This is a genomic window from Micromonospora sp. NPDC050276 (genome assembly GCF_044459545.1).
In the GTDB taxonomy this organism is placed as follows: domain Bacteria; phylum Actinomycetota; class Actinomycetes; order Mycobacteriales; family Micromonosporaceae; genus Micromonospora.
This window is the reverse complement of the sequence record NZ_JBITJA010000020.1, coordinates 1-26,826: the sequence shown is the minus strand read 5'-3', so window position 1 is coordinate 26,826 and position 26,826 is coordinate 1. Positions and strand designations below refer to the sequence as shown.

10 protein-coding genes are annotated in these 26,826 nt (G+C 67.7%); 1 reads left to right on the top strand and 9 read right to left on the bottom strand.

Translation table 11 applies throughout. The features are described from left to right. Window positions 1–16 precede the first annotated feature (16 nt). The 9 genes from ACIBF8_RS29230 to eccD all read right to left on the bottom strand — a co-directional run bounded on the left by ACIBF8_RS29230 (window position 17) and on the right by eccD (window position 22,480). On the bottom strand, window positions 17–15,160 hold the full coding sequence (locus ACIBF8_RS29230) for a toxin glutamine deamidase domain-containing protein (protein ID WP_396787145.1): 15,144 nt from the start codon (window positions 15,158–15,160) through the stop codon (window positions 17–19). An 81-nt stretch (window positions 15,161–15,241) separates the two neighbouring features. Continuing rightward, a complete protein-coding gene (locus ACIBF8_RS29225) occupies window positions 15,242–15,571 on the bottom strand; it encodes a hypothetical protein (RefSeq protein ID WP_396787144.1) in 330 nt (109 codons plus the stop codon). Then, window positions 15,568–16,002, bottom strand: a complete 435-nt coding sequence (locus ACIBF8_RS29220) for a YbaB/EbfC family nucleoid-associated protein (protein ID WP_396787143.1) — start codon at window positions 16,000–16,002, stop codon at window positions 15,568–15,570. The genes ACIBF8_RS29225 and ACIBF8_RS29220 overlap by 4 nt, the downstream gene beginning before the upstream one ends. Window positions 16,003–16,017: 15 nt before the next feature. Further along, a complete protein-coding gene (locus ACIBF8_RS29215) occupies window positions 16,018–18,216 on the bottom strand; it encodes a WXG100 family type VII secretion target (RefSeq protein WP_396787142.1) in 2,199 nt (732 codons plus the stop codon). A gap of 92 nt (window positions 18,217–18,308) precedes the next feature. Continuing rightward, window positions 18,309–18,680, bottom strand: a complete 372-nt coding sequence (locus tag ACIBF8_RS29210) for a hypothetical protein (RefSeq protein ID WP_396787141.1) — start codon at window positions 18,678–18,680, stop codon at window positions 18,309–18,311. Window positions 18,681–18,827: 147 nt separating this feature from the next. Next, a complete protein-coding gene (locus ACIBF8_RS29205; RefSeq protein WP_396787140.1) occupies window positions 18,828–19,118 on the bottom strand; it encodes a WXG100 family type VII secretion target in 291 nt (96 codons plus the stop codon). Between the two features lie 76 nt (window positions 19,119–19,194). Continuing rightward, window positions 19,195–19,461, bottom strand: a complete 267-nt coding sequence (locus tag ACIBF8_RS29200) for a hypothetical protein (protein ID WP_396787139.1) — start codon at window positions 19,459–19,461, stop codon at window positions 19,195–19,197. A 217-nt stretch (window positions 19,462–19,678) separates the two neighbouring features. After that, the gene (gene eccB / locus ACIBF8_RS29195) at window positions 19,679–21,082 is read right to left on the bottom strand and encodes a type VII secretion protein EccB (RefSeq protein WP_396787138.1); all 1,404 of its coding nucleotides are present in this window, start codon (window positions 21,080–21,082) and stop codon (window positions 19,679–19,681) included. A 3-nt stretch (window positions 21,083–21,085) separates the two neighbouring features. Further along, complete coding sequence (eccD, locus tag ACIBF8_RS29190) at window positions 21,086–22,480, bottom strand: type VII secretion integral membrane protein EccD (protein WP_396787137.1); 1,395 nt, start codon at window positions 22,478–22,480, stop codon at window positions 21,086–21,088. Window positions 22,481–22,716: 236 nt separating this feature from the next. Here eccD and eccCa point away from each other — a divergent pair, with 236 nt between their 5' ends. Then, window positions 22,717–26,715 carry a type VII secretion protein EccCa gene (gene eccCa, locus ACIBF8_RS29185; RefSeq protein ID WP_396787181.1) on the top strand — a complete coding sequence of 1,333 codons (3,999 nt, stop codon included), beginning with the start codon at window positions 22,717–22,719 and terminating at the stop codon, window positions 26,713–26,715. Window positions 26,716–26,826 lie beyond the last annotated feature (111 nt).

Here is a 26,826-nt window from a genome sequence, read left to right as displayed (position 1 = left end):
GCCGCGACCGTCCGGTTCAATTCCGCAGCGGGCGAACCAACGCATCCGACCCGGCAATCTGCCCAGAATCACCTATCTCCACCAGACCACCGCGGTCGTTCACCACCGCCCACAGCGGCGCAGCCGCCCACCGATCCGACTCGGACGCCACGTCTCCAGCAGCCATGCCGGCCTCCCCGGCGAACCTGACCCGGGTGAACGGGCTCGAACCCTGCGCAGTCTGGGTCTGCACCCACCACACACGCCCATCCAGACCACGATGGGCGATCACCACATGCCGCTGATCATCCGGCTCAGCCACCCACACCACCGTGGATGTGCCGAAGCCCAAGCCCGCGAGGTCCACCGGCCGAATCGGAGCGAAGCGGCCGCCCAACCGAGCCGCCAGTGACGCCGGCGAGTCCGCACCATCCCGTGTCGCCGACCCCACACCCAGCCGGTCCAACACCGCACTCACCCGGGGCACACGATCCGCCCCCTGTTCCCACGCCGGCAGCGTCGCTACCGCCGCCGCCAACCCGGCCCCCACACCCATCGGCTCGGCACCATTCACTCGCTGCGCCGACGAGGCCACCGCCGCAACCGGAACCGGCAAACTCCCCAGCTGCCAGGGCTGCCCACCCGGCAGCCAGGCCAGCTGCCCTCGCCCGGATGGCCCGAGCTCCGCCGACCCGTCCACACCCAACCCGGCACTCCCCGGCACCATCGTGATCTCGTCGACCGACATCCGCTGCGAGCCGGAATGTTCGTCCAGCGCATCCTGGAGCACGCCGTAGCCCTGCTGTGCGTCCGTGCCGCGGCGCGGCCGGTCCTGCTCGAAGTACCGGGCCGGCTGACTGAGTAGCGGATAGGAGCCGTACTCGGCGAGCCCGTCGAACGCCTCCTGCCCCAGCGCCTCGGCCAACACCCGGTTGTACGGCGGGGCGAGCGGACTGTTGGTGCCCAGCCGGAGTACCCGGAATCGGGACGCCCATTGGCGCCGTGCCTCGACCGTGGCCGCCGGCTCCCCGGGGACGGGGGTAGCGATCGCCGTGATCTCCGCCGATGGGACGTCGAGTGCGTAGTCCACGCCCAACGCGTACACCACCTGCGGACGCCCGATCGCATCGAGGTGCCGCTGTAAATGGTGCTGCACCGAGATCAGCGAGCGACCGGTGTCGGCTATGTCGATGACCACGATCGGTCGGTCCGTCGGCAGGTCACCCAGGAACTCGTCGAAGTGCCGGTGCAGCATCGCCAACTGGTCGGGGTCGGCCGGTGGCTGGTCGAGGGTGGTAGCCAGGATGGAGTTCGGCTCGGCCGGGCCGGGCCGGAACGCCGACAGGGGCAGGTTCGCCGACCGTACCCGGTGGTCGAGCCGTGGCAGGGCGGCGATGATCGCAGCAGGGCTGCGGCCCAGCCCGACGTAGACGAACTGGTCCGGTGGGAACTGGCGCAGGATCCACTGGCCGGCCAGCTCGACGGCCTCGAGTACCGTCTCCTGGTCCGCCGCGAGCTGGTCGAAGACCCGGGCCTGGACCTGCTGGACGAAGAGCGCCGCCTCGTCGACGCGGTACTCCCGCGGTGTCGTCTCCTCCGCCGGATAGAGCACCTCGACGAGCTGCTCCTCGAACACCTGCGAATCGGGCAGGTCCACGCCGTTGTCCTCGGTCCATCGGCGGACGGCAAACGGGGTCAGCCCGTATTGCTCGCCCTGGTCGTCGACGAGCACCACCGCCGACGACGGCTCACGGCTGGCCAGGACCGGGTTGCCGTCGAGTCCCTCGTCCTCGTCGCCGTCATCGTCGGTCTCCCGGTAGAGGTCCTCGCCGGGCACCATCTCCGGGTTCGGGTAGTACGACTGGATGCGATCGGCGATCGGCTGCTGGACGCCCGGCTGCGGGAAGGAGCCGGCGACGTAGCGCACCCAGTGCAGGTCGGTGCCGACCCCTTCGACCTGGATGCTGCCGTCGTTCGAGTGCACCCGGGTGCCGCCCGGTGCGGCGATGGACGTGCCCGGCGGGAGCAGACCCGAGAGGTGCTCGGCGAACCGGTTGCGGCCGTCAACACCGTCGGTCAGGACCCGTATCGGTGGCGGGCCGGCAGGATAGAGGCTGCGCAGCAGCGGTGCGATCACCCGGGCGAGGGGCCGGGCCCGGGTCTCGGGGGCCACCGCCACGTTGATCGTCAACCAGTCGGACAGCACGTCAGCGGGGCGGGGATCGGCTGGTGCGGCCTGCGCGGATGAGATGACGAGACCGGAGTCGGCCCAGTGCACCGCCAGGTCCCCATTGGTGCGAACGTCGAGCGCCTGGTTGGACCCGATCCGCTGCCACCAGGCCGGCAGTTGGTCGGGGGCCGACGGCGATTGCGGTTCTCCGGACGGGTCACGCAGGATGACGCGTGCCGTCCCGGCGAAGATCGGGGCGGTGGACAACGGTGTCACCGCGCCGGTGACCAGGTTGATCAAGAAGATGCCGCGTTCCTCGTTGCGGATCACCGCGACCAGTGCCAGCTGGCCGGAGCCGTTACGCAGTTCCACCAACGCACTGCTTCCCGGCCCGTGCCGGATGACATCCCAGACGACGCCGCCGAAACGGGCACTGGTCCATTGGGCGTTGGTCGCGTCCGCGAACTCGACCAGGCTGTCGGCCTCGACCACGTCGCCGTAGAACGCGCGGTGCAGCCCGGTGACCCGGTCCATCAGGTGGCCACCGGAGATCTGGAGAACCAGGGACACCCAACCGGCGAGCCGCTCTCCGGTGTTGCCGTACGGCGCGGGGCGCGCGGCGGCGTCCGTTCCGCGTACCTGGACCGCCAGGCCGTGCTCCACCTGGGGATCCTGATCCGTGCGGAAGTGGCCCCAGCCGGGCCCTGTTTCGGTCGGATCGAGCAGCGCGCCGTCGGTGCCGACCGCCCACTCGCCCAGCGGTCCGATCACCTCGACCTGGCCGGGTAGCCGATCGACGAGGTCGAGAATGACGTGGTTTTCTCCCTCGACACCCGACACGAGGACCCGCAGCGGCGGCACGGGATCGCCGCCGTACACCCGGATTACCACATCGGCGAGCGCGTTGGCGACGGCGTTGGACGGGAGATCCGGTGACACCGCCACCACGATGGTGACGACACCCGGCAGCGGCTGGATCCGGCTCGCCGCCACCGGCACCTGCCAGCCCGACTGTTCCACATAGATCAGGCCCGGGTGCTGCCACTGATCGGACGGGTAGGGCGAGTAGACGAGGTACCCGGGGGGTGCGGCGGTGAGCAGGAGATGCTCCCAGGCGGAGCCGTCCGGCAGAGCGGCCGAGGCCCGAAGGCTCTCCTCCTCCGTCATCGTGCCGTTCACCGGGGGCGGGGCCACGGCGGGCACCTCCACCCGGTCACGCTGGCGGTTTCCGGCGGTTGCGGGGGTTGTGTCGTCGTCGTTCATGCCGCTGTGTTGGCCGGTGAGGTCGCTCGGATCAACGGAGGTCGCGCCGGGGGGTGGGTTGATGCCGTCGGTGAGTGGGATGAGGATCCAGTCCTCGACGGTTTCGGGAGTGCGGGCCAGTCCGCCGGTCTGCCCGTCGAGGAAGACCACACCGTTGCCGTCGTGAACGACGTTGAAAGCGTGTGAGACCTGTTTCCCAGCGCCGCGGACGAGCAGGACGGCCCGGGAGTTGATCGGCGACGTGGACATGGTGCTGCGCACCGATTCCAGGTCGGTGCGGAACAGCCGGGAGTCGGGGTCGGTCAGGTTGAGTTGGTCGCGTTGGTAGTTGACCAGGTCCAGGGTGGGTAGCAGGTCCGCGTCGCCGTTGTCCTCATCCGGAGCGGTACCGGGGGCGGACCAGGTCATGGTCTCACCGGGTCGCAGGTTCATCTCGGTGGTGATGGCGGTGAGGACACAATTCGTCTCGGACCGGTCCGGGTTGACCGACCGCAACCAGGGATAAGCCTCGTGCACGGTGCTGTCATCGAGGTGAGACGGAATCACTTGGGTGAACTCACCGGCCGGGCCGGCACCGCTCAAACCGTTAGCAGAACCGCCACCGGACGAAGGCCCGGAGTAACTGCCGGTCGGTGGTTGACCGGCATCCGGGATGGCGCCATCGCTGCTGGCGTCGACGTACCGGTCGGTCACCGACTCCACCAGGGCGTCAGAGGACGCGACGTCCCCGTCGCTCGACTCGGACCGGATCGGGTCGACCTCGGTCAACACCTCCATCGGGCGCCCGTCGGACCCGTGACCCCAACCTAGCTGGAACTGGGTACCCGCCCGGACGACCAACTGTCCAGGCGCGACAACGACCGCCGATTGCGCCTCCACCCGTACCACACGCGTGTCCTCGGGAGTGGCCGACGAAGCGCTCATCACGAGCGGAAACGGCACCGTGACCCTGCTGGACGGGCTCGTGTCGGTGTCGTCGAGCAGATCAGCCGGCATCCTCATCTCGGCCGTGGCCGCCGTCGTCGGTAGCGCGCGCGTCGCCAGCGTCGAGTCCACCAACGCCGCGGTGATGCTCGCCGGAACGTCCCGCTCGAACAGATCCACCGCGGTGGTCGCCGGGTCCCGCCTGACGTAGTCCGTCACGGCGTCATCCACCGTGTAGGTGTCAGCGATGCCGGATGTCGAACCTGCGGCCGACCCACCCAGATAGCCGGCGGCGACCGCCAACGCCGCGTCCTGCGGGTCCTGCCCCGGCTGGGTCACCAACCGTAACGGGTCATCAGCCAACTCGTACCGGGACACCAGAGCAGCGGCCGCCTGCGCCCGCCCCTGCTCGTCCCGCATCCCGGCGTACCAGGACCGGACCTGCTCCGGGTCGGCCAGCACCCGGTCCAGCGATGCCATTCGGTCCACGTACGCACCGGCGTAGTCGAACCGGCCGTCGACCAACCGCAACCGCCCGTCCGGGGTTTCCGCGAAATGGTGATCGAGGTGCCGTCTTCCGTTCCGAACCGACTCCTCCTCCCTTGGCTGGTAGCTGGCGTGTCGGGTGTACGAGGAGAAGTCGGCCTGGTAGTACTGGTGCGCGGCCCGATACATCTGCTGGATCCGAGCGACGTCACGGTCGGACAACGGACCGTCCACCGTGTCCCGGCCGTCCACCTCGAACGCGAGCCGGGCGATGTACGAGAACACCTCCTGCGGCCCGTGCCGATCCCGCAGGTAGAACCCGAACGGATCCGAGTCCACCAGACCAAGCACCAGCCGCAGATCCGAAGCGTCACCGAACAGCGGTGCGTACCGCTGGATCAGCTCGACCGCGAGAATGTGTTCCGGCTCCGCGTCGTGCCGGTCCCGGCCATCGCCGTACTGCCGCTTGGAGTTGATCTTGTCGATGTCGTGGAACAGAATCGCCTTCGCGATCACCGCCGTGCGCGGGTTGCGATCCGCCTCGGTCAGCACGCGGTACTGGCCCAGCACCATCTGCACGTGCTCGTCGTACAGAAGGTCCAGGCCGACCACCGCGAACTCGTCGAACCGCTTGGCCAACTCCGGCAACGCCTCCTGGATCCGGTCGACCATGCGCAGGACCGCGTCCGGTTCGTTGCCGTGCCACAGCTCGTCCAGCTCGGCACCCAACTGACGGAGCTGTTCGTCGCGCTCCTCGGCCCGCAGACGCAGGGACGCGAAGTCCTCGACCCGTACCTCGTCGGTGATGGTCAGATCCCGCCGGAGCCGCTCGTGCTCCTCAACCAGGGTGTGCGCGATCGCCGCCTGCGTCGCCCAAGGCTCAACCACCCTGGTCATGAAATGCGCGGCGTCGCTCCCATGAGCATCATCGATCCCGTGCGCGGCGAGGAAGGCGTCCAACGCCTGGCGGCGATGGTAGAACGCGACCGGTTCATCGCCTTCGGTCAACGCGTGACGGCGTCGGTCGAACTCCTGCTGCTGGGACTGCCACCAGGTCACCAACAACCCACGCAGCTCAGCGGCGACCCGGCCGGACCACGCCGCGTCGACCGTGCCCTCCTGCACCTCCGAGATGATCGGCCACGGGTCGTATTCCGGGTTGAGCTCACGCTCCGGCACACCCAACCGGTCCCGCAGAACGCTTAACGACTCCACCACCCCGGCAGCCCCGGCCTGGCGGCCGACGCTCGGCAACGAATGCGGGTGATCGGTGTAGGTCCGCAACGAGCCAGCCACCGCGTGCGCGGCGAGTTGTTCATCAGCCTGAGAGAACGGAACCGCGAACACGTTCGGCTCCAACTCGCCGCGGATACTCGTCACACCGGTCAGATCCCCGCCCCACGCCGGGACACCTACCGCGTTCCGGGTGAGCGCCTCGTAAGCCGGCAACGGCAGCAGGAACGACCGCACCAGCGGCGCCGACTCGTTACCCTCCGGCAGACCGAGGCTGCGCTGGTAACGGGTCATCGCCCCGACCAGTTTGAGCGCCGCCAACGGCCGGCCACCGATGACCGTCAACGGCCGGTCACGCTCGCCCTCGGCAATCACGATCCTGCCCGACCGGGGATCCTGGGCGACGTCGGCCACGTCAGCCCTGGCGCGCCCCTTGCCAAGGGCGTCGCCGTGCAGGTTCTGCCGGTTCGACACCACCGAGTAGACCCGCACATGCGGCGCCCCACCGTGATACTCGACCTCGAACTCGCCCCGGTGCACCAGCCCCGGCAACTCGCTTACGCCGTCATGCGGCCCGTCGTACCCCGGACGGTTCGACACCACGACCGGCACCGGCACCACCGACCCCTCAGCGGCCTGCTCCGCAACGGGCGACGCCACCCGGGCCGCTGGCGCCGCCGCCTCGACGGCGAGCGCGTCGACTTCTTCCCGTGAGTACCGGGGGTTCGTCCAGACCTCGACCAGCTTGCCGTCAGCGCCCACCTGGTTGGCCCGCACAATGAATTCGGACCGGATCCCGCCCGGGAAGACCACCTCTTGCTGATTAGTGATGACGTATCTGCGCTGGGTGGCGTTCAGATCGATGCCGCCCGGAGCGTCGATCTCATACACATAGCCGTCGCGGAAATCAGCCGCGAACCGCGCCGACCGGCTGGTCGCTACCAGGGCGTACTGGTTGTAGAACAGCGTATAAAGGAAGAGGTCGGCCGGCAGCTTGTTGTTCCACGGCGCGAAGCCACCACCCGAAACGATCTCCTCTGGCTTCCGCAGGTCGACCCGGTAGAGCGGGTGCCGGTCGGTCCGCCACATCATCACATCGCGCCCGTCCGAATGCTCAGTGATCCGCAGCGCATCGAGGTTGATGTCCCGACGGAGCGCGACCGCGAACGGATCGGTGGGCCGATCGGCCGAGACCCGGCGCGGCAAACCATCTTCAATGGCCATGAGGCGGTGCTGGGGATCGCTTCCGTTGCCGTACCAGATCAGGTCATCGTCGAAATAGGGAATCCGGGTCCAGGCTAATGCGGACTCGTCCAATAGCTTGGTCAGGTGGTCAGCCTGGCGAACCAGATCGGCGCCGTCAACAAACACGCCGCCCCGCGCCACCCTTTTCATACGAGCGCGAATACCGGCGGCATGTTGCAATGCGGCGGACCAGTTCGCGAGCGGCCCACGCAACCCACCGACATCCGCCAACGCGTCACCGCCGGCATCGGCAACGAAGGCGAACCGATTGAGAAGACGCCACACCGCCTTTTCGAACCTGCCGATAATCTCGGGCAGCGACGCCTCGGGCATGGTCATCAACTCATCCCGAATCCCGCGCAGCTCGGCCAGACTCCGCCGCACCATCGTCTCGAAGACAGGCAGGCCTGTGGTCGGACTCGCCCCGAGGGACTCATCCCCCTGCGAACTGATGCCGTCGATGTGCACATCGATCCGATACGGAAACACGCCGCCCGGATCCGACCATCTCTGCACCGGGCCACGCTCTTGGGGTCTGGCAATAACCACAGACCGGGCCAGCCGGTTCAACACGGCACGGAAATCCGCCGCATCGACCAGGTCAGGCCGTGCCCGCAACGCCTGCCCCAGCCAATCCGACAGTTCCTCGCTCAACTCCCGCCGGATCTGCTCAGCAATCTCGATCGGCTTCCAACCCCACCTCCCGTGATTCGACGGCGGGGGGTAGACGGTGAACCGCACAGACGGCCGCGCCCCGTCAACCTGGGCAACCGCGTGCCTGGCCAGATCCTCGCCGATGCCGACGATTCCTTCGACTACCGGTCCGAGATTCCACTGCCCTTCCGGGAACGACAGGGCATACCACCCGGTATCCATCTTCAGCACGTTGGGCGCGAAGTACGTTGGTTGCGGATCCCCCGCATTGCCCGGGGCCCTCGCTCCTGGCAGCTCGTCCGCTCCGGCCCACTCAAGGAGGTAGTCACGCCGCTCGATGAGCAGCCGGGCGACCTCGGGGTCGAGACCGGCCGCGCCCACAATGCGGGTGATGCTGTCGTCGGTGAGGGCGGCGAGCCGCCCCACGGAGTTACGCAATTGCTCATCGGTCATCTGCCCGAACAACATCGAGGTCTCACGGTTCACATCGGGGTCACGCATCGATTCGATCTCGTTCGGGGTCGCGCCGAAAGCCGCTCCCTTCCGCCCTCCTTGCGCACGGAACAGCAGCGCACCACCGACATCGATGCGGTATGGAAGCCCGTCACCTCCGGTCACGATGTTGGACCAGGTGGTACCCGCGACATCCCAGTTCGCCAACCAGACATCGATGGCGAACCCGGACCGCACGACCTCGAGATACGCCGGGTCGTACATCCGCATCCGGAGATCCTCGACGGCACCGGGCACAAGAGCCGTATAGGTCACCAACTGGGATCCGAATTCGGGAATGCGCCGACCCCGACGCACCTGCGGGGTGTCCACCCCGGCAAGACGGTACAGCGCCGACGCGGCGACCTCATTCGCCGCGTGGACAGGTGTTTTCGCCACCTTGACATACCACTGCCGACCGTCCGGCCCCTGATAAACGCCGCCGAGATTGGACCCCTTCTTTTCACCAACCTTGACGAACCGCCTGAGATCATCTACCTCAGCAAGATCCGGCATCGTTTCTGAGGTCAACGGCGCCGGCGTGTCGTCCGAGCCGTTCGTGCCGGTGTGTTGGCCGGCGAGGTCGTTCGGCTCGACGACGGTTGCGCCGGGAGGCGGGTTGATGCCGTCGGTAAGGAGAATACGAGTATGAACTGTACGCATATCCGGTGAGGTGATTACCCGGCCAGGGCTGGCCGGCCCACTGCGCGGGGTTGTGTCGGTATCGTCGCCGCCCATGCCGGTTTCTTCGCCGGCTAGTTTGAGCAGGTCGCTGGTGGTGATGGGGCCGGTAATGCGCACCGCGACCCCGCCATTGTCCTCCGGCGAGACGAACGCAACCGTCTGATCACCATGCCGCACAGCCCAGTACGTGTCAAAACCGACCAACGAATAACCCGCCGGCACCGAATCAGGAACACGAGTATCCACCCGAAGCAACTCAAGCCCGCCAACCTCAGCAAGACTCGCATCCCCATCAGCAATTACCGCGTACGCGCGACCCGCAACGGTCTCCGTACCAGGACCAGCAAGCACCGCATTGATACGATCAACAAAATCATCGAAGTCGCCCACCAGACGCCGGTTCGTCTCAGCCACATCCTCCCCGGCAACCAACCCGGTCTCGGTGTCCGACTCATCGGAAACCAGGCCAAGGACACCCGGCGACACAACGACAGGCGGACCGGACCGATCAGGTTCTGTGTCTGAGTCCGTCACGTAGATGTCGTCACGGTCGTCGAGGTCGTCGTTGCCGGCCGCGGTAGGACCCGTGCGGAGTTCGTCGCCGGCTCGGGTACCGGGGCCGGTCGAGCTGCCCGCCTCCGGCCCAAGCTGGGAGTCTGCGGGCGTGGTGTTGCCGTTCATACCGGTGCGTCGGCCGGTGAGGTCGTTCGGGTCGACGACGGTTGCGCCGGGCGGCGGGGTGATGCCGTCGGTGAGGGGAATGAGGATCCACTCCTCAACGGTTTCGGGGGTCCTGGCCAGTCCACCGGTCTGCCCGTCGAGGAACACCACACCGTTGTCGTCATGGATGACGTTGAACGCGTGGGAGACCTGTTGCCCGGCTCCACGCACAAGCACGATGGCCCGGGAGTTGACCGGCGACCCCGACATCGCCGCCCGAACCGAATCCAGATCCGTGCGGAACAGCCGGGACTCGGAGCCGGCCAGGTCAAGTTGGTCGCGCTGGTAGTTGACCAGGTCAACGGTCGGCAGCAGATCCGCGTCACCGTTGTCGCGGTCCTGGTTCGGCGGGGTACCCGGAGCAGACCACGTCATCGACTCACCGGGCCGCAGGTTCATCTCGGTCGTGATCGCCGTGATCACACAGTTCGTCGCAGAACGGTCCGGATTAACCTGCCGCAACCACGGATACTGCTCATGAACGGTCACGTCATCCAAGCCAGACGTGATCACCTCGGTGAACTCACCAGCCGGACCCGCACCACTCGTCAACCAGCCAGTCGTCACCGACTCTGGACCGTCAGCGGAATCGTCCACCGCATCGTGGAGGTACAAGTCGGTCACCGACTCTGGGCCGTCAGCGGAGTCGTCCACCCCATCATCGAAGTACAAGTCGGTCAGCGATTCGAGGTCGTCAGAGGATGCCAGCAACGAGTCGATCTGGCCCAGGATCTTCTGGAGATCCTGAGCCCTACTCGATGCAAAGCCTCCGTCGGCGTCCGGCATAACTGCGTAGTCTTGAAGTTGCTGGCCAAGCTCTCCCAATTGTTGCCGCGTCTGCAGCAGGGGTTGCGGCCACAAGGGATGAGCAGAGCCGACCAGGACGCTCCCCAGTTGCCGGGAAATCTCCTCCGCTTGGCTCTTGTTGATCACGGGACCACTGCTGGACACCCGCCCAGTCGTTGCGCGAAGGAACTCGGTTATTTGGTTCGCCAGTGGCCGTTGCGGTGATTCGTCGCCCTCACGGTGCTCGCCCTCGGCGCGCAGATCCCCGATTAGGCCGACGATTCTCGTATGATCTTCGTCCATTTGATCCACGGATACCCGTTCTAGGCGAAGCCTCCGGATCTCGTATACCGCGGATTCCTTGGATCGACCCTGATTGTTGTCAAGCTTCTCGAAAGGGTCCGAGCCCGACCCGCTATTCAGACCCACTGCCAATAGCTGCTCGACACGGGTTTCAGGGTTATCAAGCAGGGCATTGTCGAGATATTGACCGATCGTAACCCGGTCATCAACGCCCTCCACCTCCGGAGTCTGCAGCCGAAGATAATCAATACCGTCAGCGCCGTGCCGTCGTTCGTACTCGTCCCGATAAGCGCTCTCGCTCGTGATGTGTCTGTGGAAGCGTGCTGTCCACATTTGCCTGATGGTCGGAGCGTTGACCTCAAGGAACAGGCGTACGGAGTCCGGCAAACTTTTACGGACCACGTCCAGTGGGTTCCGGAGGCCGATCGAGAGCAGGTTCTTCAGCAGCATGCCAACTTTGGCGGCGTCGTGCTCAGCCACGGCGGAGACGTGCGTGTAGGTGTGCACCATGAAGTCCCAGAGTTGCGCGACTTCCGGCAGGTACAGGTACGACTCGGCCTCATTTGGGGGAACCCCAAGGTACTGAGCGACGACATCTCGGCCGAATTCTATACCGCCGCGCAGGAGTACCTGCGCTTCGAAAATCGGGGGATGCGGGTCCGATGCCAACCATCTCGCCATCCCGAGTCCGTCGCCAATGGGTAGACCGATGTTCCATTGGACGTACAGGCTGTCGTCACGGAATGGCACGAAAACTTGCGCGCCCTGACCGTCCGGTGTGATCTCCCACCCTTCTTCGGGAGGGTAGAGCATCTCAATCGGCAACCCAGGCTGACCCGATTGCCAAAGGGGCGCCGACGCCAACCGTTCACCCACGCCACGGATTTCCCGGAAGACGCTGTCCCAGGACGGCCGCCCGCTGTCCCCACGAGGATCGGCCACCGTCGGGTGGACCCTGTCCTCGATGATATGGAATGTGGTCCCGGTGGGCTCTTGTTGCCCCGGCCCACGTGCCGACCTACGGTCTGGGTGGAAGAGACCGTCGGAACCCTGGAAATACGTCTTCTTGTCCAGGGTCACTTCCATGTCGTACGTGTCGACACCGGGGCCGGCGCGCCTTCTCGCCAGCACCGGACTGAAGTTGGGATCCACTCCGGGGCGCGGCACCACGATCGCCGAGCGTTCGACCTCGGTAGCGACCCCCTCGGCGTAACCGTCCAACTCGGCCGGATCGACGGCATACGAGCCTTCCGGCACGCCGATTTCATTGTTCATCGGCAGGAAATAGAGATCATCAGACTCGTTCGGATCCCGAGCCCAGTCGGCGCGCTGAGCGTCGAGGAAGTCCACCACACCGTCGTCGCGGACCACCACGTTGAACGCGTGTGAGGCCCCCACCCCGGCAACCGCAGCCGGGTCGCGGACCAACAACACGCCCCGCGACCCGGGTGGAGCCGTCGCCATCGTGGTACGGACCGATCCGATACTCGTCCGGAAAATCGGCGCCACGTCGTGATCGGACAACCCCAACTGCTGACGCTGATATGCCACCAGGTCCGACTCCGGCAGGCCGCTCTCGGCCGGAGCCGCCCACGTCAAAGTCTCGCCCGGCTGCAGACTCATGTCCGCCGCAATCGCGACGAGCACACAGTTCGTGGCGGACCCGTCCGGGTTCACCGACGCCAACCACGGATACGCATCCACCGCCCGCGCGTCATCAGCACGCGGCAACGACGTATCCGCAACAGACCCACCTGCCGTTGGGGACGCCGTCGCGACGGAGCCTCCCACCACCCCCGACCGGTCATCGTTCGGTGTCGACCAGGTCGCCTCGGGTAGGGTCGGGAGACGAAGAGCCGTCATCGTATCCGGGAGTGAAGCTGCCGAGCTGCTCGGCACAGAACCCGGGTCGGTCGGCTCGCTCGTGCTCCGGTTAGGCGCCGGCCCTTGGCTGGGGGTGGGCTGAACCTGCTCCGCGGGAGCCGGATCCTCAAGCGGCCGGACGCCCACCAGCAGCGCTGACTCGGGCAGGTCCACCCCTTCCAGCGGAAGGTCCTCAACCACCTCCTGGTCGCTCTCGTCCACGCCCCGGCGCACCACCCGACGCACCGACGAACGCCGCGTCCTGCCTCCCTCAACCACCGGTACGACCACCGGGCCCGCCCCCGCCGAAGTCGCCCCCGGAGTCGAGATCGGCGCAGCATCAGTGTCCGTCAAATCAGCAGTCGAGCCCGTGTCGTCCACGGAGTACGAAGACATCACCCGCTGATCGGCGGGCTCCACCTGCACCGCCGGCTGCTTCACTGCCAGCGGAAGGTCTCCACCACCGTCCACAGCCGAGGTCCCCTGCCCCGCCGACCCTGGCATCGTCACGGAGATCGGAGAAGGCACCCCAGAAGTGGATACCCCCGGCGGGGCCGGGGTGGGCGAGGTGCCCGGGGTGGAGACAACTGCCGGCGGCGTCGACGTCGAGGTCGACCAGGTCGAGGTGGTGGGCCTGGTCGAGCCATCCGGAACCACCGGGCTGTTCGGGTTCACCGGGGTGGCACCGGCCGCTGCGGGTAGGCCGGAGATGGTCGCCGGCCCGCTCGTCTGCGTCGGCGTCCCCACCAGACCCGTCTGCGGGATGGTCTGGGGGGTCGACGCCGAACCTGTCTGGGGACCCGTCTGCGGGATGGTCTGGGGGGTCGTTTGTGGGGTTGGTGGGCCGGTCTGTGACAAGGCCGGGTCCGTGACCGGCTGCGGCCTTACCATTCCGGACGTGCCGGTGGTTGACGGGACGACGTCGCTGTCCATTGCCGGGGCATCCACGTCCGGGAGGCCCGAGACGGGGTCGTTGGCCGCAGCTGGTTCCGGTGTGCCGGCCGGTACCAGCACGGAAGGCGTGTCGGACGGCGGCGACAACACATCCTGGTCCGGCCCGGTGGTCACGTCCGGTCCGATAACCACGTCCGGCCCAGTCACCTCACCACCCGGCGGAACAACAGGCGGGAACATCTCGTCGTCCGCATCCACCTGGGATCCGGCCCCGCCTCCCGCCGACGAACCCGACCCCGGGCCTGAGTTCGAGTTCGAGTTCGATCCTGAGTTCGGGTTCGCGGGAGGTGCCGGAGGGGTCTGCGAATACGACGGCGGGGATCCCGGACCATCCTTCGACCCGACGCCCGAATCCGTGGGAGGCCCGGAGTATCCAGGTGGCGAATTCGGATCCACAGCCGAATAAGTCGGTACCGGATCGCGGTCCGCGACCGTGTCCGGATCCGCATCACCTGACTTCGGGTCGTCCTTTCCACCACCACCCCTCACCGCGTTCCCTACCGCCCCCGCCCCTTCCATCGTGAAATTGTTCAACACGCTGGATACCGCCGTCGGCGCCAAAATCCCCGTGTCGACCACGCCACCGTTCAACACCAGCCCCGACACCACCTCCGTCGTAAGCTCCTCAGCCGCGTCCTCCGCAGCCCTGCCTCCCGACGACGCCGCATGACCAGCCAAACCCCGCCCCGCCGAACCACCCCCAGCACCACCCGCAACCCCACCCAGCGCCCTACCACCACCAAGGCGACGCGCCGCCCCCTTACCCGCCCCGAACACCCCACCGACCAGAGCCTCCAGCGCACCCCCCTTCGCCGCGTCACCGGTCGCACTCCGATTCCACCCCCGCTGATAACCCCGACCCCGCCCCGCCAACTGCGCCGCCACGTCCACCAACAACTCATAAATCATGTTGAACGCGGCACCCATCGCCGCCTTACCCACCACCCGCACAAACGTCTGATAAAACGCCTGCCGCACCACCGGCGCCTTCGCCACCCACTCCAAAAACAGGGCAGGATTGATCCACAACAACTTCAACGCGATCAACAACTCGATCAACAACAACGCCGTGATCGCCAAAATAGTGACCTGCACATAAAAGAACAACGCCGCGAACTGCACCATCGCCTGACCCAGCGTCCGCACAAACTCCGGACCCGCCTTCAACAGGCCCGCAACACGATCCGCCGCCGCAACAAAAGCCTTCTCAGACTCACCCCGCACCCCACCACGGATCGTCTCCACCCCCGAGACGAACGACCTCCCCGCATCATCCAAAACGTCCGCAACACCAAACAACTGCCGCCCGAGCTGATTGAACCTCTCCGGCAAAAGGCCCGGAAACTCCTCACCATAAAACCACTTGAAAAACTCAGCGAGTTTATCCCCAACCACGAACGGCACGACCCCAACACCCCCCACCAAGGAAGGGCTACGCCGTCAGAACGGCGTAGCCCTTCCTTATTGCACGTAACAGTCTGTCATTCAGGACCGGTTTGGCACGTTATCCACGTTGATCTGTTTGGCCAGGTCCGTGGTGAGGTCGGAGGTGTCCGCCAACACCTTGCCCAGCGCATCGACGTCGCGACCGTCCTGAGTCGACAGGGCGCCATACGCGTCGACCAGGTTGACGAGCACCTGGATCGGCTTCTCCATCTGTTTCATGACCTCGTGGTCGACGCTGCTGCGGGAATGCCCGGGCGGCCAGTTCTCCGCCAGGGCCGCATCCAGCAGCCGCTGAACCTTCTCGATCTTCTCCTGGTAGTACTTCAGCGGCCCACTGTTGATCACTTCGAGGTTTGCGGCGATTCTCATCGCGTTTCCTCCGCCCGGTCCGCCTTGGACGGCATGCCGGAGAACATCCGGTCGGCCGTCCGCAACGCCTCACCCATGATCTCCTCGAAGTCGATCGGGTTGTTGAGCATGTCGTAGGACGAAACACCACCGGGCAGGAACGTCTGCAACAGCTCGCTCGTACTCTCACGTGCCTGCTCCCGAGCGGTCCTGATGGTCTCCACCAGCAGGCTGCTCAGTTCGGCGGGGGCCATGGTCCGGTACGCGTTGGTCGGGAACTTGAGCTCCACGAGGTCACCCTGACCATTGACCGTCACACTGACCGCCCGGTTCTTCGCGGTCACGGTCGTCGAGGCTTCCTCGAGGTTTCGCTCGAATTCGGAGATGGCGGTCTTCTGTTCTTCGAACTCGGCGAACGCCTGCTCGAACCTGTTCTGCAAGGGACTGGACACGATCATGCTCCTCACTCAGTAACCACGACTGGTCTGCCGGCCGGTACCGCGCGCTGGCGAGTACGGCGAAGCAGGATTCTGCGGCGCGGTCGGCCGGGTCCGCTCCACACCGGGAGCGTCCGGAGCGTCGTCCCGACCGATCACCGACGGCGCCACGTCCGGATCCGTACCCCAGACCTCCTCTTCCTCGGCCAGCCACGTCTTCCGCTCCCGGTCCTTCTCCTGCTGCTGGCCGCCCGCTCCGGCGCCGCCCATCGGCGGCATCATCGGGCCCATTCCGCCCATCGCCGCCGAACCGGCCGCACCGCCGGCCAACCCACCACCGGCGGCACCCGCCGCAGCGGTTGACCCCAACCCGGCCAAGCCCGAACCACCGCTGGCCGCGGCGGCGAACCCATCGGTCGCCAACGGCGCCGGACCCAGCGGACCGATCTGCATCGAGCCCGCCGGCATTCCGGAGTTCGAGCCGGACTGCCAGTCGACGCCGGACCAACCATGGCCGATGCCGTCGCTGCCCGAGGCGCCACCGAAGTAGTCGCCACCGGAACCACCGCCCGGGATGCCCGGCAGATCGCCGATATTCGACGAGCCACCGCCCAGGCCCGGGAGGGAACCACCGCTGTTCGAACCCGACGGGCCGCCCAGCCCAGGCAGAAATCCACCAGACCCGGCGCCGCTGCCGCCGGGCAGGTTCGGGAACGAGCCACCGCCGCCCGGGAGGTCGTCCGGATCGATAGTGCTCGGACCCTCCTCGAAATCGCCGGTGCCGCTGCCTATGCCGCCCGAACCGGGACCCGGCTCGTCCCGACCCGGTGGACGTCCACCGCCCAGCGAGGGCAGGCCGCCAAGACCCGGACCACCGACGAAACCACCTCCGGGGATGGCACCCGATCCACCGGAGGATCCGCCCAATCCGCCGAGGCCGTTGCCGCCCGTGCCTGGTGAGCCGCTCTCAAAATCTCCACCGGGCCCACCTCCACCGGCACCGATATTGCCGAGATCGAACCCACCGGGCGGCCCACCACCCAGGCCGCCGGTACCGCCACCGCCACCGCCCAGATCGCCAATACCACCGCCACCACCACCGCCAGCGCCCAGACCGCCGGTACCGCCACCGCCACCGCCCAGATCGCCAATACCACCATCACCGCCACCGCCACCGCCCAGATCGCCAATACCACCATCACCGCCACCGCCAGCGCCCAGATCGCCGGTACCGCCACCACCACCGCCACCACCAGGGAGGTCATCAAGGTCGATGTTTCCACCCCCGCCACCGCCGCCACCGCCGCCAACACCTCCCGGCGTCGGAGGCGGGGCGGGGCGGGGGTCCAACAGGTTCGTGGCCGTATCGTCGAAGCTGTTCCGCAGCTCGCCGTAGTGGGTACGCATTTCCTGGTCCAGGAGATTTACCCTGGTCAGGAAGTAGTTGTGCATGTCCGAATTCAAATCGCTGAACAGCGTTCCGGGGCTCAGGAGGTTATATGACTTCGTACCGTTGCCGAAGTCGAGACTGACTGTCTCACCGACGACGTCGCCGTTAACGTGTGCACTCATCTGGTCCAACACGCGGCGGATCATCTCGTTCGGCTGGTTGGTCGTAGTACTCCACCAGGCAGACCAGGACGCCCGCACGTTTCGCCAGAACTTGTCCGCCGCATCCCCGTTGTTATGCAGCATCTGCGGCCAGTTCTTGCTCGACTCCAGGTCGTCGCGCAGGGCGAGCATGTCCTTACGGCTCGCCTCCAGCGACTCGCGATACGCCTTCGCCGCCTCCCCCGAGAACCCTCCCCCATCATCGAGACTGTTGATTTCCTTTTGGACCTGCGCTGCGGCGTCCTCCAGCCAGATCGCCAGGTTGTACATCGACTCCGCCACAGTGTGGAACGACTGCGGGTCGAGCGGCAGCGGGCTTGGCGGGTTATTCAGGGTGTCTCGGGAATGGTTGTGGAACTCGTTCCAGAAACGCTCGTGCGGGGATTCACCCTGACTGCCGGTCAACCAGTCGATCCGCCCCTTGACGCGCAGATATTTAAAGTCTCCCCGGTCTGTACCGTCGCCGAGCCGAATATAATATTCGAACTCGTTGGGACCGACCCAGGCGTCGTCATAGTCAAAGGCGGAGTCGAAGATGAAATGGTCGACCAGGCTGATCCAGGGGCGGTCGTAGAACAGGCTGCGGTCCGTGGCTGGCGCCTTCAGCACCTGCTCCATCCCGTCCTCCCACCTAAGGGAGTCCAGTCCGGTGGACGGCGGCGGCGTCGGCTGTGTCATCGATTACCCCTGGTCGCAGAACGTCAGGTTGGTTAATTGGTCCCGGTCGCCGGCGGGATGCCGACGTTGTTGGCCTTGTTGGTGTTGTCCCGCTCGGTGTCCGCAGCCCCGCGCCTAGTGTCACTCAACGCCCGGGAGGTGCTGGCCAGCCGGGTTTCGTAGCTCACCAGAACCTTGTCGACCGCGGCGCCGATTTCACCGATCCGCTTCTTGAGATACGCGCCGCTGGGGAAGGTGTCACCGCCGGCCGCGACGGTCAGGTTGGCCCACGGAATTCCGTGCGGGTGCCCCGTGTCGCCGGGGTTGATCCCCGCCCGGGCAGAACCGTTCTGCCGGCGGAGGTCGTTCATCGTCTTTGTCGCGTCCGCAAGCCTCTGGTCATCGTGGGTAATCTTGGGAGGCACGTCGCACTCCTTTCCGAATTGATCGATCTGCTGGCGAATCGTGGATTGGTCTGGCCATCAAAATAATGCTCGCCCCGTCACGGCTCAGGACGGGCGGCGCGGAAGTGTTTCCCGCGCCACCCGTCCAGGGCAACGGTCGGACCGGCGTCAGCCGGGGTACTGCCCGGCCGCCCTGCGGTCGCCGTCCAGGAACTCGTCGGCAATATTGTGCAGAATGGGAGCGGCCTGCCCGGCCCCTTCCCTGACCTGACCAAGCCCCTGGTTCCACTGGAGCTGAGCCGCCTGGTAGGCGTCGGCCGCCGTACCCTTGTTGAGGTCCACGTACTGGCCTACGGTCCGCATCAGTGTCTGGATGGCGGCGTCGACCTCACCGGGGAGCCGAGAGATTCGGTCCGCCACCCCGTGCATGCTGGTTGGTTCGACGTCGAAGTCGGTCATCGAATGTCCTCTCACTCAGATAGTGGCGATAGGGCCGTAGTTGGAATGCGTTGTCCTGACGGGACAGCCGGTCCGATCAGGTCCAGCTCGCAACGCTTCCCACCGTCACTCCGACACTGCCGGCGGCGGAGGTGTTCGTCTGCTCCGTGCTGTCGTTGATCTGGCCGGTCCCACGCACGCCGTCCTTGAGGATCCCAAGCGCACGACGGACCTGGGTGAGCCCAGCCCTGATCTCGTCCAGCCCCTGCCGGTACGCGTCACCCGACCTGCCGCGGTGGGCCACCTCGAGCTCGTGGTAGGCGTCCTTCAGCACTCCCTCGGCCGACGTCAGGTCAGCGTCCATGGTGCTGAAAGCACCATCAAGAGCAACTGAACTCCCACTATCGGCTTTGATCTTTCCCGGCATGATCCCGCTTCCTCTCTCCTGCTTGCGTCCGGAACGGCTCCCCTGTGGAGCCGTTCACCCTGCGACCACCGACCGCTCTCGTCCTCGAATGACGGGAGAGCTGGGCCGTCCCCCATGGCGACCGTTGGCGCGGGTCGCCGTCGGCGGGCGTCGATCACCTCCCCGCCAGGGCCGATTCGAGTAGCGGCCCGGTCGGCACCATCTCCAGCAACCGGCGCGGCACCGGTCGCGCGCCGGCCGACGGGTACCCGAGTTGCTCGGCCACCTTGGCCGAGGCCAGCGGATACTTCACTCCGGCATCGGTGACCAGGTAGAACCCGGAGCCCGCGGCCTGGTCCAGCCGGCCGACCAACACCAGGCCGCCGACCTCCGGCTCCACCGCGATCCGGGTTGCGGTGCGCGAGGTGCGGGTCACCCCGACCCCGTCGCGTACCGTCGCCGAGGCGAGCACCGGCAGGTCGGCGGTTACCTCGACCGCGCCGTCGGCCAACGTGTGCCGGACGCACCAGGTGCCACCGGCCGGGGGCTGCACAAGCCGGGGCAAAAACCCCGGCACCCCGGTCGGCAGCACCGATCGGCGCGAGAGCGGCAACTGGGCCAGCGCGGCCGGGCTCAACTCCACCGGCGTCACCGCGCGGCCTCCGTAGAGTTTCGTGGTTTCCGGGTCGGCCGCGACGATCGTGTAGGCGACCGGGTTGAGCTCCGCCAACCCGTCGGCCAGCAGCAGGTACCGCTGCTCCTGCCCCCCGGCGGTCCGGGCCACGAACAGTTCACCGACCCGGGACCGTCGACCGTCGACCATCGGCCCGGCAGAGCCCCTCCCGGACACCGGCACCGGCGCCAGATCCGGCCCGGCTGGCACCGACTCCAGCCAGCCAGCCTCGACCGGCATGGCGCTGCCGTCGTAACCGAGCACCCGGGCCAACCACGGCGCGGCCAGCCGCAGCCGCCGGCCCCGCCAGATCAGGAAGCTCTCGCCACCGGCGGAAGCCACGACCGCCTCGGTCGGGCCCAGCGGCCGGTCCCGACGCCTGGCGCTGGCCCGCTCGATGGTGAGCGTGGTCGCGGTCGACAGCGTGCCGGCCTGGTCCCGCGCCGCCAACGCGCAGACGGTCCAGACCTGGCTGGCCACCGTACCCACGGCCGGCAGCGCGTCCGGCGCGCCGACGATGCCGACCGGCTGGCCGTGCGGCACGTCCTTCAGCGAACGGCGGGATACCGAGACGACCTTCGGCGTGCCCTCGAAGAGCAACCGGGCCGAAGCGTAGTTGAGCACCGGACGCAGCGTGCCGGCGGCGTAGACGTAGCGGGTGCCGGTCTCCTTCTCCAGCACCAGCACCCCCGGGGCCTGCCACTTGCTCGCCCCGCCGGGAACGATGAAGCCGTAGATGGTGAACCCGGCGACGACCAGGGCCGCAACCAGCAGGCCGCAGATCGTCCCCACGGTCATCCGTCGGTGTGGGCTCTCCAGCCCGTCCGGCTCGGCTGAGACCAGTGCGCCGGTCAACCGGCCGAGTACGTACGACTGGGCCTGGACCTGATCGCGGCGGGACTGCACGGGTCAGCCCCCCAGGGACCGGGCGGCGCCGTACACGTCCAGCACGGCGAGCAGGATCGGCAGCATGGCGACGGTGGTGATCAGTTGGGTCACGTCCCCGATCCGCCCCCAGTACGGCATGATCCGCCGGTGCGGCAGCTTGCGCCCGAGCGTGAACAGCAGCGCCCCGGCAACCGGCAGGACGACGGTGACCAGACCCAGCCGCAGCAGCGGTGCCGCGTCGGCGAGCGTGCGCGTGGCCATCAGCGCCAACCCGAGCAGTGCCGGGGCGGCCAGCGCCAGTCGATGCCAGGCGCTGGTCATCGGACGCAGCGCCAGCGACCGGACCACCGCGACCAGTCCCACCAGCGTCCACGCGGCCCACCCGCCGCTCAGCACCAGCAGGGCCAACGCGACCGCGGTGGCGATCCCGTTCCCGGCGTACAGGCCGGTCATGTACCGGTCCGCCTGCGCGGTCTGGGCCAGCAGTGCGTCGCTCGGCTCCGGGTCGATGTCCTCCTGCAGGTGCTCCGGCTCGGTGGGCAGCGGGGCCAGGCGGATCCGGGCGAGCCGGAAGGCGGTCATCGGAACCAGCACGGTCAGCACCGTCGCGGACACCGCGACCACCGCCGCCGCCTCACCGGTCGGCAGCGTCAGGAACGCGGACAGCCCCGCGCCGAGAGCCCCGTACAGAGCCAGACTGAACCCAGCGGCGACGAGCGGACCGGCCCAGCCAAGGAGCACCCCGGCGAGCAGCGCGGTCACCGCCACGGCCACCATGCCGGCGAACAACTGCGGCGCACCGGCCACCAGTGCCCCGCCGTCCCCGGTGACGTCCGGTGCCGTCATTCCGGCCAGGCCGGCGTACCCGATCCCGCCCGACGCGGCGACCAGGCCGAAGCCGCGGTCGGCGGCGGCCCGGCTGAAGCCGAACGCCCCGGCCAGGCAGACCAGCGCGACCGTCCCGGCGGCGACCGTGCGGGGCAGCGCCGGCCCGGACATCGCCAGGGTGACGAACCCGACGGCCAGCAGAGCCACCAGCACACCCAGAGCGGTCCAGCGAATCATCTCCGGTCGCCACAGCCCGGACCGGTTGCCCACGCCGGTGGCGATGCCGTCGGCGAGGTCGTCGAAGTGCACCGGCGGAATCTGGGCCGAGCGGGGACGCAGGTAGACGTGGTCTCCGTCGTGCAGGCCCAGGGCGGCGACGCTGCTCTCCTCATCCAGCGGTGGCGCACCCAGCCGTTGCAGCACCCAACCGCCGTGCGCCAATCCCGCATCGGCGAGGTTGTCCCCGAGGTGGTGGAGCAACGCCGGCAGGAGGTCGGCGACCGGCACATCGGCTGGTACGGCGACCTGCAACTGCCGCCCCGGCCCATGGACCACGAGGCGGCACATCTCCGCAGCGGCGACACTCATGACCCTGACGACGCGGCCATGGGCCGTGGAGTTCAAATAATTGTGGTTTATCTTGCTCACGTTCCGGGCCGACGCACGACGGCGTTGACCCGATCGCGGTCGGCATCCGTTGTAGAGGTCGGGCCAACGGCGACCGCTCGGCCCCGACCCCGGACACGTGCTGTCCCGCAGAGCGGAAGGTATCCCTTTTGAGCACGGTGTTGTTCCGACGCCCCGCCCGACGCAACGCCCCGGAGATGCCGGCCGGCGAGATCAATATTCAGGAGCCGCCGGAGCTACCCGACACGCAGAACAACGGCATGCGCCAGGCGATGGTGGTACTGCCGATGGCGCTGATGTCCGGCGTGATGATGCTCATGTTCATGAACTCGTCCCGGGGGCCGCTCACCTTCGTGATGCTGGGCTTGATGGTGGTGGCCATGGGCGCCATGGTCGTCGGCCAGGTCGCGTTCGGCGGGATGGACCGCAAGAAGCGCCTGGGTGGCGACCGCCGCGACTACCTGCGCTACCTGGCCCAGAACCGGAAGCGGATTCGGAGGGACGTGGCCCGTCAACGGGACGCCAGCGACTGGCAGCATCCGGACCCGTACTCGCTCTGGTCGTTGGTGATGACCTCGCGGCGCTGGGAGCGCCGCCCCACCCACCCCGACTTCCTCGAGCTACGAGTCGGTACCGGCGATCAGCGGATGGCGGTGCGGATCACACCGCTGCAAACCAAGCCGATCGAGGACCTGGAGCCGCTGTCGGCGAAGGCTCTGCGTCGGTTCATCCGGGCCTACACCACCATCGCCGACCAGCCCATCGCGCTGTTCCTGCGCGGCTTCGGCCAGGTGCGGGTGACCGGGGACAAAGAGGACAGCCGCGCGGTGGTGCGTGCGCTGCTCGGCCAACTGATCACGTTCCACGCACCGGAAGAGGTCCGGCTGGCGCTCTGCGTGGACGGCGACGGGGTGACCGCCTGGGAGTGGGCGAAGTGGTTGCCGCACCTGCAACACCACACCGAGCAGGACGCTGCGGGAGCGGTGCGGTTGGTCGGCGACACCATCGAGGCGGTGGAGCGGCACTTTGGCGAGGCGTTCAGCGCGCGGCCCCGGTGGGAGTCGGGCGCGGCCCCGAGCCGCGACGAGCCGTACGTGGTGGTGATCCGCGACGGAGGCCGGCTCGGCCACGGCAGCCGGATGTCGAGTACCGGCTACCGCAACGCGGTACTGATCGACCTCGACGAATCGGCCCCGTCGACCGGCAAGGGAACGCTCTGTCTTGAGGTGGACGGCGACGACCTGCTGATGGTGCGACGGGACCGGGTCGGCAGTGACGTACGCACCCGGCTGGCCCGGCCGGACCGGCTGGGTGTGGCCCGTGCGACTGCGTTGGCCCAGATCCTGTCACCGTACCGGCTGGGTATCGTCACCGAGACCGCGGCGGACACCCTGGCGTCCGACTTCGACCTGGGCACGATGCTGAACATCCCGGACGTACGGCGGCTGGACCTGACGAAGCTGTGGGCGCCGCGGTCGGTCGGGGAACGGCTCCGGGTGCCGATTGGCATCGACGCCGGCGGCAACCCGGTTGAGCTGGACATCAAGGAGTCGGCGCTGGGCGGCATGGGCCCGCACGGGATGCTGATCGGCGCGACGGGCTCGGGCAAGAGCGAGCTGCTGCGTACGCTGGTGCTGGCGCTGGCCACCACGCACTCCTCCGAGACACTCAACTTCGTCCTGGTCGACTTCAAGGGCGGCGCCACCTTCCTCGGCCTCGACCAACTCCCGCACACCTCGGCGGTAATCACCAACCTGGCCGACGAGGCCGCGCTGGTCGGCCGGATGCAGGACGCGCTGCACGGCGAGCTGGTCCGGCGGCAGGAACTGCTGCGCCAGGCGGGCGGTTTCAGCTCGGCGCTCGACTACGAACGGGCCCGTGCGCAGGGCGCTCCGCTGGACCCGCTGCCCACGCTGTTCGTCGTGGTGGACGAGTTCAGCGAACTGTTGGCCACGCACCGGGACTTCATGGATCTCTTCGTGATGATCGGTCGACTCGGCCGGTCGCTCGCCGTGCACCTCCTGCTGGCCAGCCAGCGGGTCGATGACGGCCGGATCGGGCAGTTGGAGTCACACCTGTCGTACCGAATCGGTCTGCGCACCTTCTCCGCCATGGAGTCCCGGTCGGTGATCGGCGTACCGGACGCCTACGAGCTACCCCCGTCGCCCGGCAACGGCTATCTGCGGACCGACGTGTCGACGCTGATCCGGTTCAAGGCGGGGTACGTCTCCGGGGCGTACCGGGACACCACCAACCGGGTCCGGCAGGAGGTCGTGCAGCAGCAGGTGGTGCCGTACCGGCTGGAGCCGGTGGCGTCTCCGGAGCCGGCACCGCTGTCAACCGGCGAGGCACCGGACGTGGCGGAGGGCGACGCGAACGGTGTGATCGGGGCAGCCAACGAAGCCGCCGCAAGGGCGGGCCAGGGCGGAGTGTCGGTGGAGAAGCCGCAGGACCGCAGCGTGCTCGCCACCGTGGTGAATCAGTTGGTCGACCACGGGCCGCCGGCACACCAGGTCTGGCTGCCCCCGCTGGGCGTGTCACCGACGCTGGATCAGCTCCTGCCGACGCTGGTACCCGATCCGGAACTCGGGCTCACCGCACTCGACTGGTCCGGCAACGGCCGGCTGATCGCACCGGTCGGCTTCATCGACAAGCCGTTCGAGCAGATCCGCGACCTGTTGATCGTGGACCTGTCCGGCGTCGGCGGGCACGTCGGTATCGCCGGCGGACCGCGCAGCGGTAAGAGCACCCTGCTCCGTACGCTGATCAGCAGCCTGGCGCTCACCCACAGCCCTCGCGAGGTGCAGTTCTACTGCCTCGACTTTGGCGGCGGCACGCTCAGCGCCATCGCCGACCTGCCACACGTGGGCAGCGTCGCCGGCCGGCTCGACACCGACCGGGTTGGCCGCACGGTCGCCGAGGTGACCAGCCTGATCAGCCAGCGGGAGCGACGCTTCGCAAGCCTCGGCGTCGACAGCATGGTGACCTACCGTCAGATGCGGGCGGACGGTCGGATCACCGACGACCCGTTGGGCGACGTGTTCCTCGTCGTCGACGGCTGGTTCACCCTGCGGCAGGAGTTCGAGTCGCTGGAGGCGGCGATCCGGCAGATCGCCGCGCAGGGACTCAACTTCGGGGTGCACCTGCTGCTGACCGCGTCCCGCTGGTCCGAGGTCCACCACGCGATGCGGGACCAGATCGGCAACCGGCTGGAGCTGCGCCTCGGTGACCCGGTCGACTCGACCGTCGACCTCCGCATGGCGGCCACCGTGCCGCATCTGCCCGGGCGTGGCCTCACCGCGGACAAGCTGCACTTCCTGGCCGCGCTCCCGCGTATCGACGGCACCGCCGACCCGGACAGCCTGACCGATGGGGTACGGGCGTTGGTGTCCATGGTGGGCGAGTTCTGGACGGGTGAAGCCGCCCCGCCGGTGCGTACCCTGCCGGACGTGCTGCCGGTCACGTCGCTGCCCGAGCCGCATGGTGACCTCCGGGTCACGCTGGGCCTGGACGAGGCCGGAATGCAACCGGTCTGGCACGACTTCGCCGAGCTGCCCCACCTGACTTCGCTCGGCGACAGCCAGAGCGGGAAGACGAACCTGCTGCGTCACCTGGCCCGGTCGGTGACATCCCGCTACAGCCCTGCCGAGGCTCGGATCCTGATCGTCGACTACCGCCGGCAGCTCTTCGACGCAGTGCCCGAGGCGTACCGACTGGGCTACTCCGTCTCCGTCGACTCGACCAAGGCGACGGTGGCCGACGCGGTGCTCGGGCTCCGACCCCGGGTGCCGGGCAGCGACATCACTCCTGAACAGCTCCGCCGCCGGGACTGGTGGACGGGTCCACGCCTGTTCGTGCTGGTCGACGACTACGACCTGCTCGCCGGGCACGACAGCCCGCTGATGCCGCTGGTGCCGTATCTCGCCCAGGGCGCGGACATCGGGTTCCACCTGGTGCTGACCCGGGGTGCGGCGAACGTGATGCGGATGTCGATGGACCCGCTGATCCGGCGGCTACAGGAGACGAACAGCCCGGATCTGGCGCTCTCCTGCCCGCCCAACGAGGGTCCGCTGCTCGGCAACACCAAGCCGCGTCATCTGCCGCCCGGGCGTGCGCTGCTGTGCACCCGGCGCGGCGCCCGCCTGATCCAGACCCCGTGGAGCCCGCCGGAGGAACTGCCCGACGCGGGCCACTAGGCCGTGTTTCGTAGGGCGTCGATGTTGGGGCGTGGCGGTGGTCGCTAATTGAAGAGGTCTCCGGTAGTTGGTTCAGCGACCAAGCTAGAACTTCACACCGGAGACCTCGTG

Bases quoted from the DNA above. Each gene is read 5' to 3' on its own strand.
- eccD (WP_396787137.1), bottom strand. From the start codon at position 22,480: ATGAGTGTCGCCGCTGCGGAGATGTGCCGCCTCGTGGTCCATGGGCCG.
- ACIBF8_RS29200 (WP_396787139.1), bottom strand. From the start codon at position 19,461: ATGGACGCTGACCTGACGTCGGCCGAGGGAGTGCTGAAGGACGCCTAC.
- ACIBF8_RS29205 (WP_396787140.1), bottom strand. From the start codon at position 19,118: ATGACCGACTTCGACGTCGAACCAACCAGCATGCACGGGGTGGCGGAC.
- ACIBF8_RS29225 (WP_396787144.1), bottom strand. From the start codon at position 15,571: ATGAGAATCGCCGCAAACCTCGAAGTGATCAACAGTGGGCCGCTGAAG.
- ACIBF8_RS29215 (WP_396787142.1), bottom strand. From the start codon at position 18,216: ATGGAGCAGGTGCTGAAGGCGCCAGCCACGGACCGCAGCCTGTTCTAC.
- eccCa (WP_396787181.1), top strand. From the start codon at position 22,717: ATGCCGGCCGGCGAGATCAATATTCAGGAGCCGCCGGAGCTACCCGAC.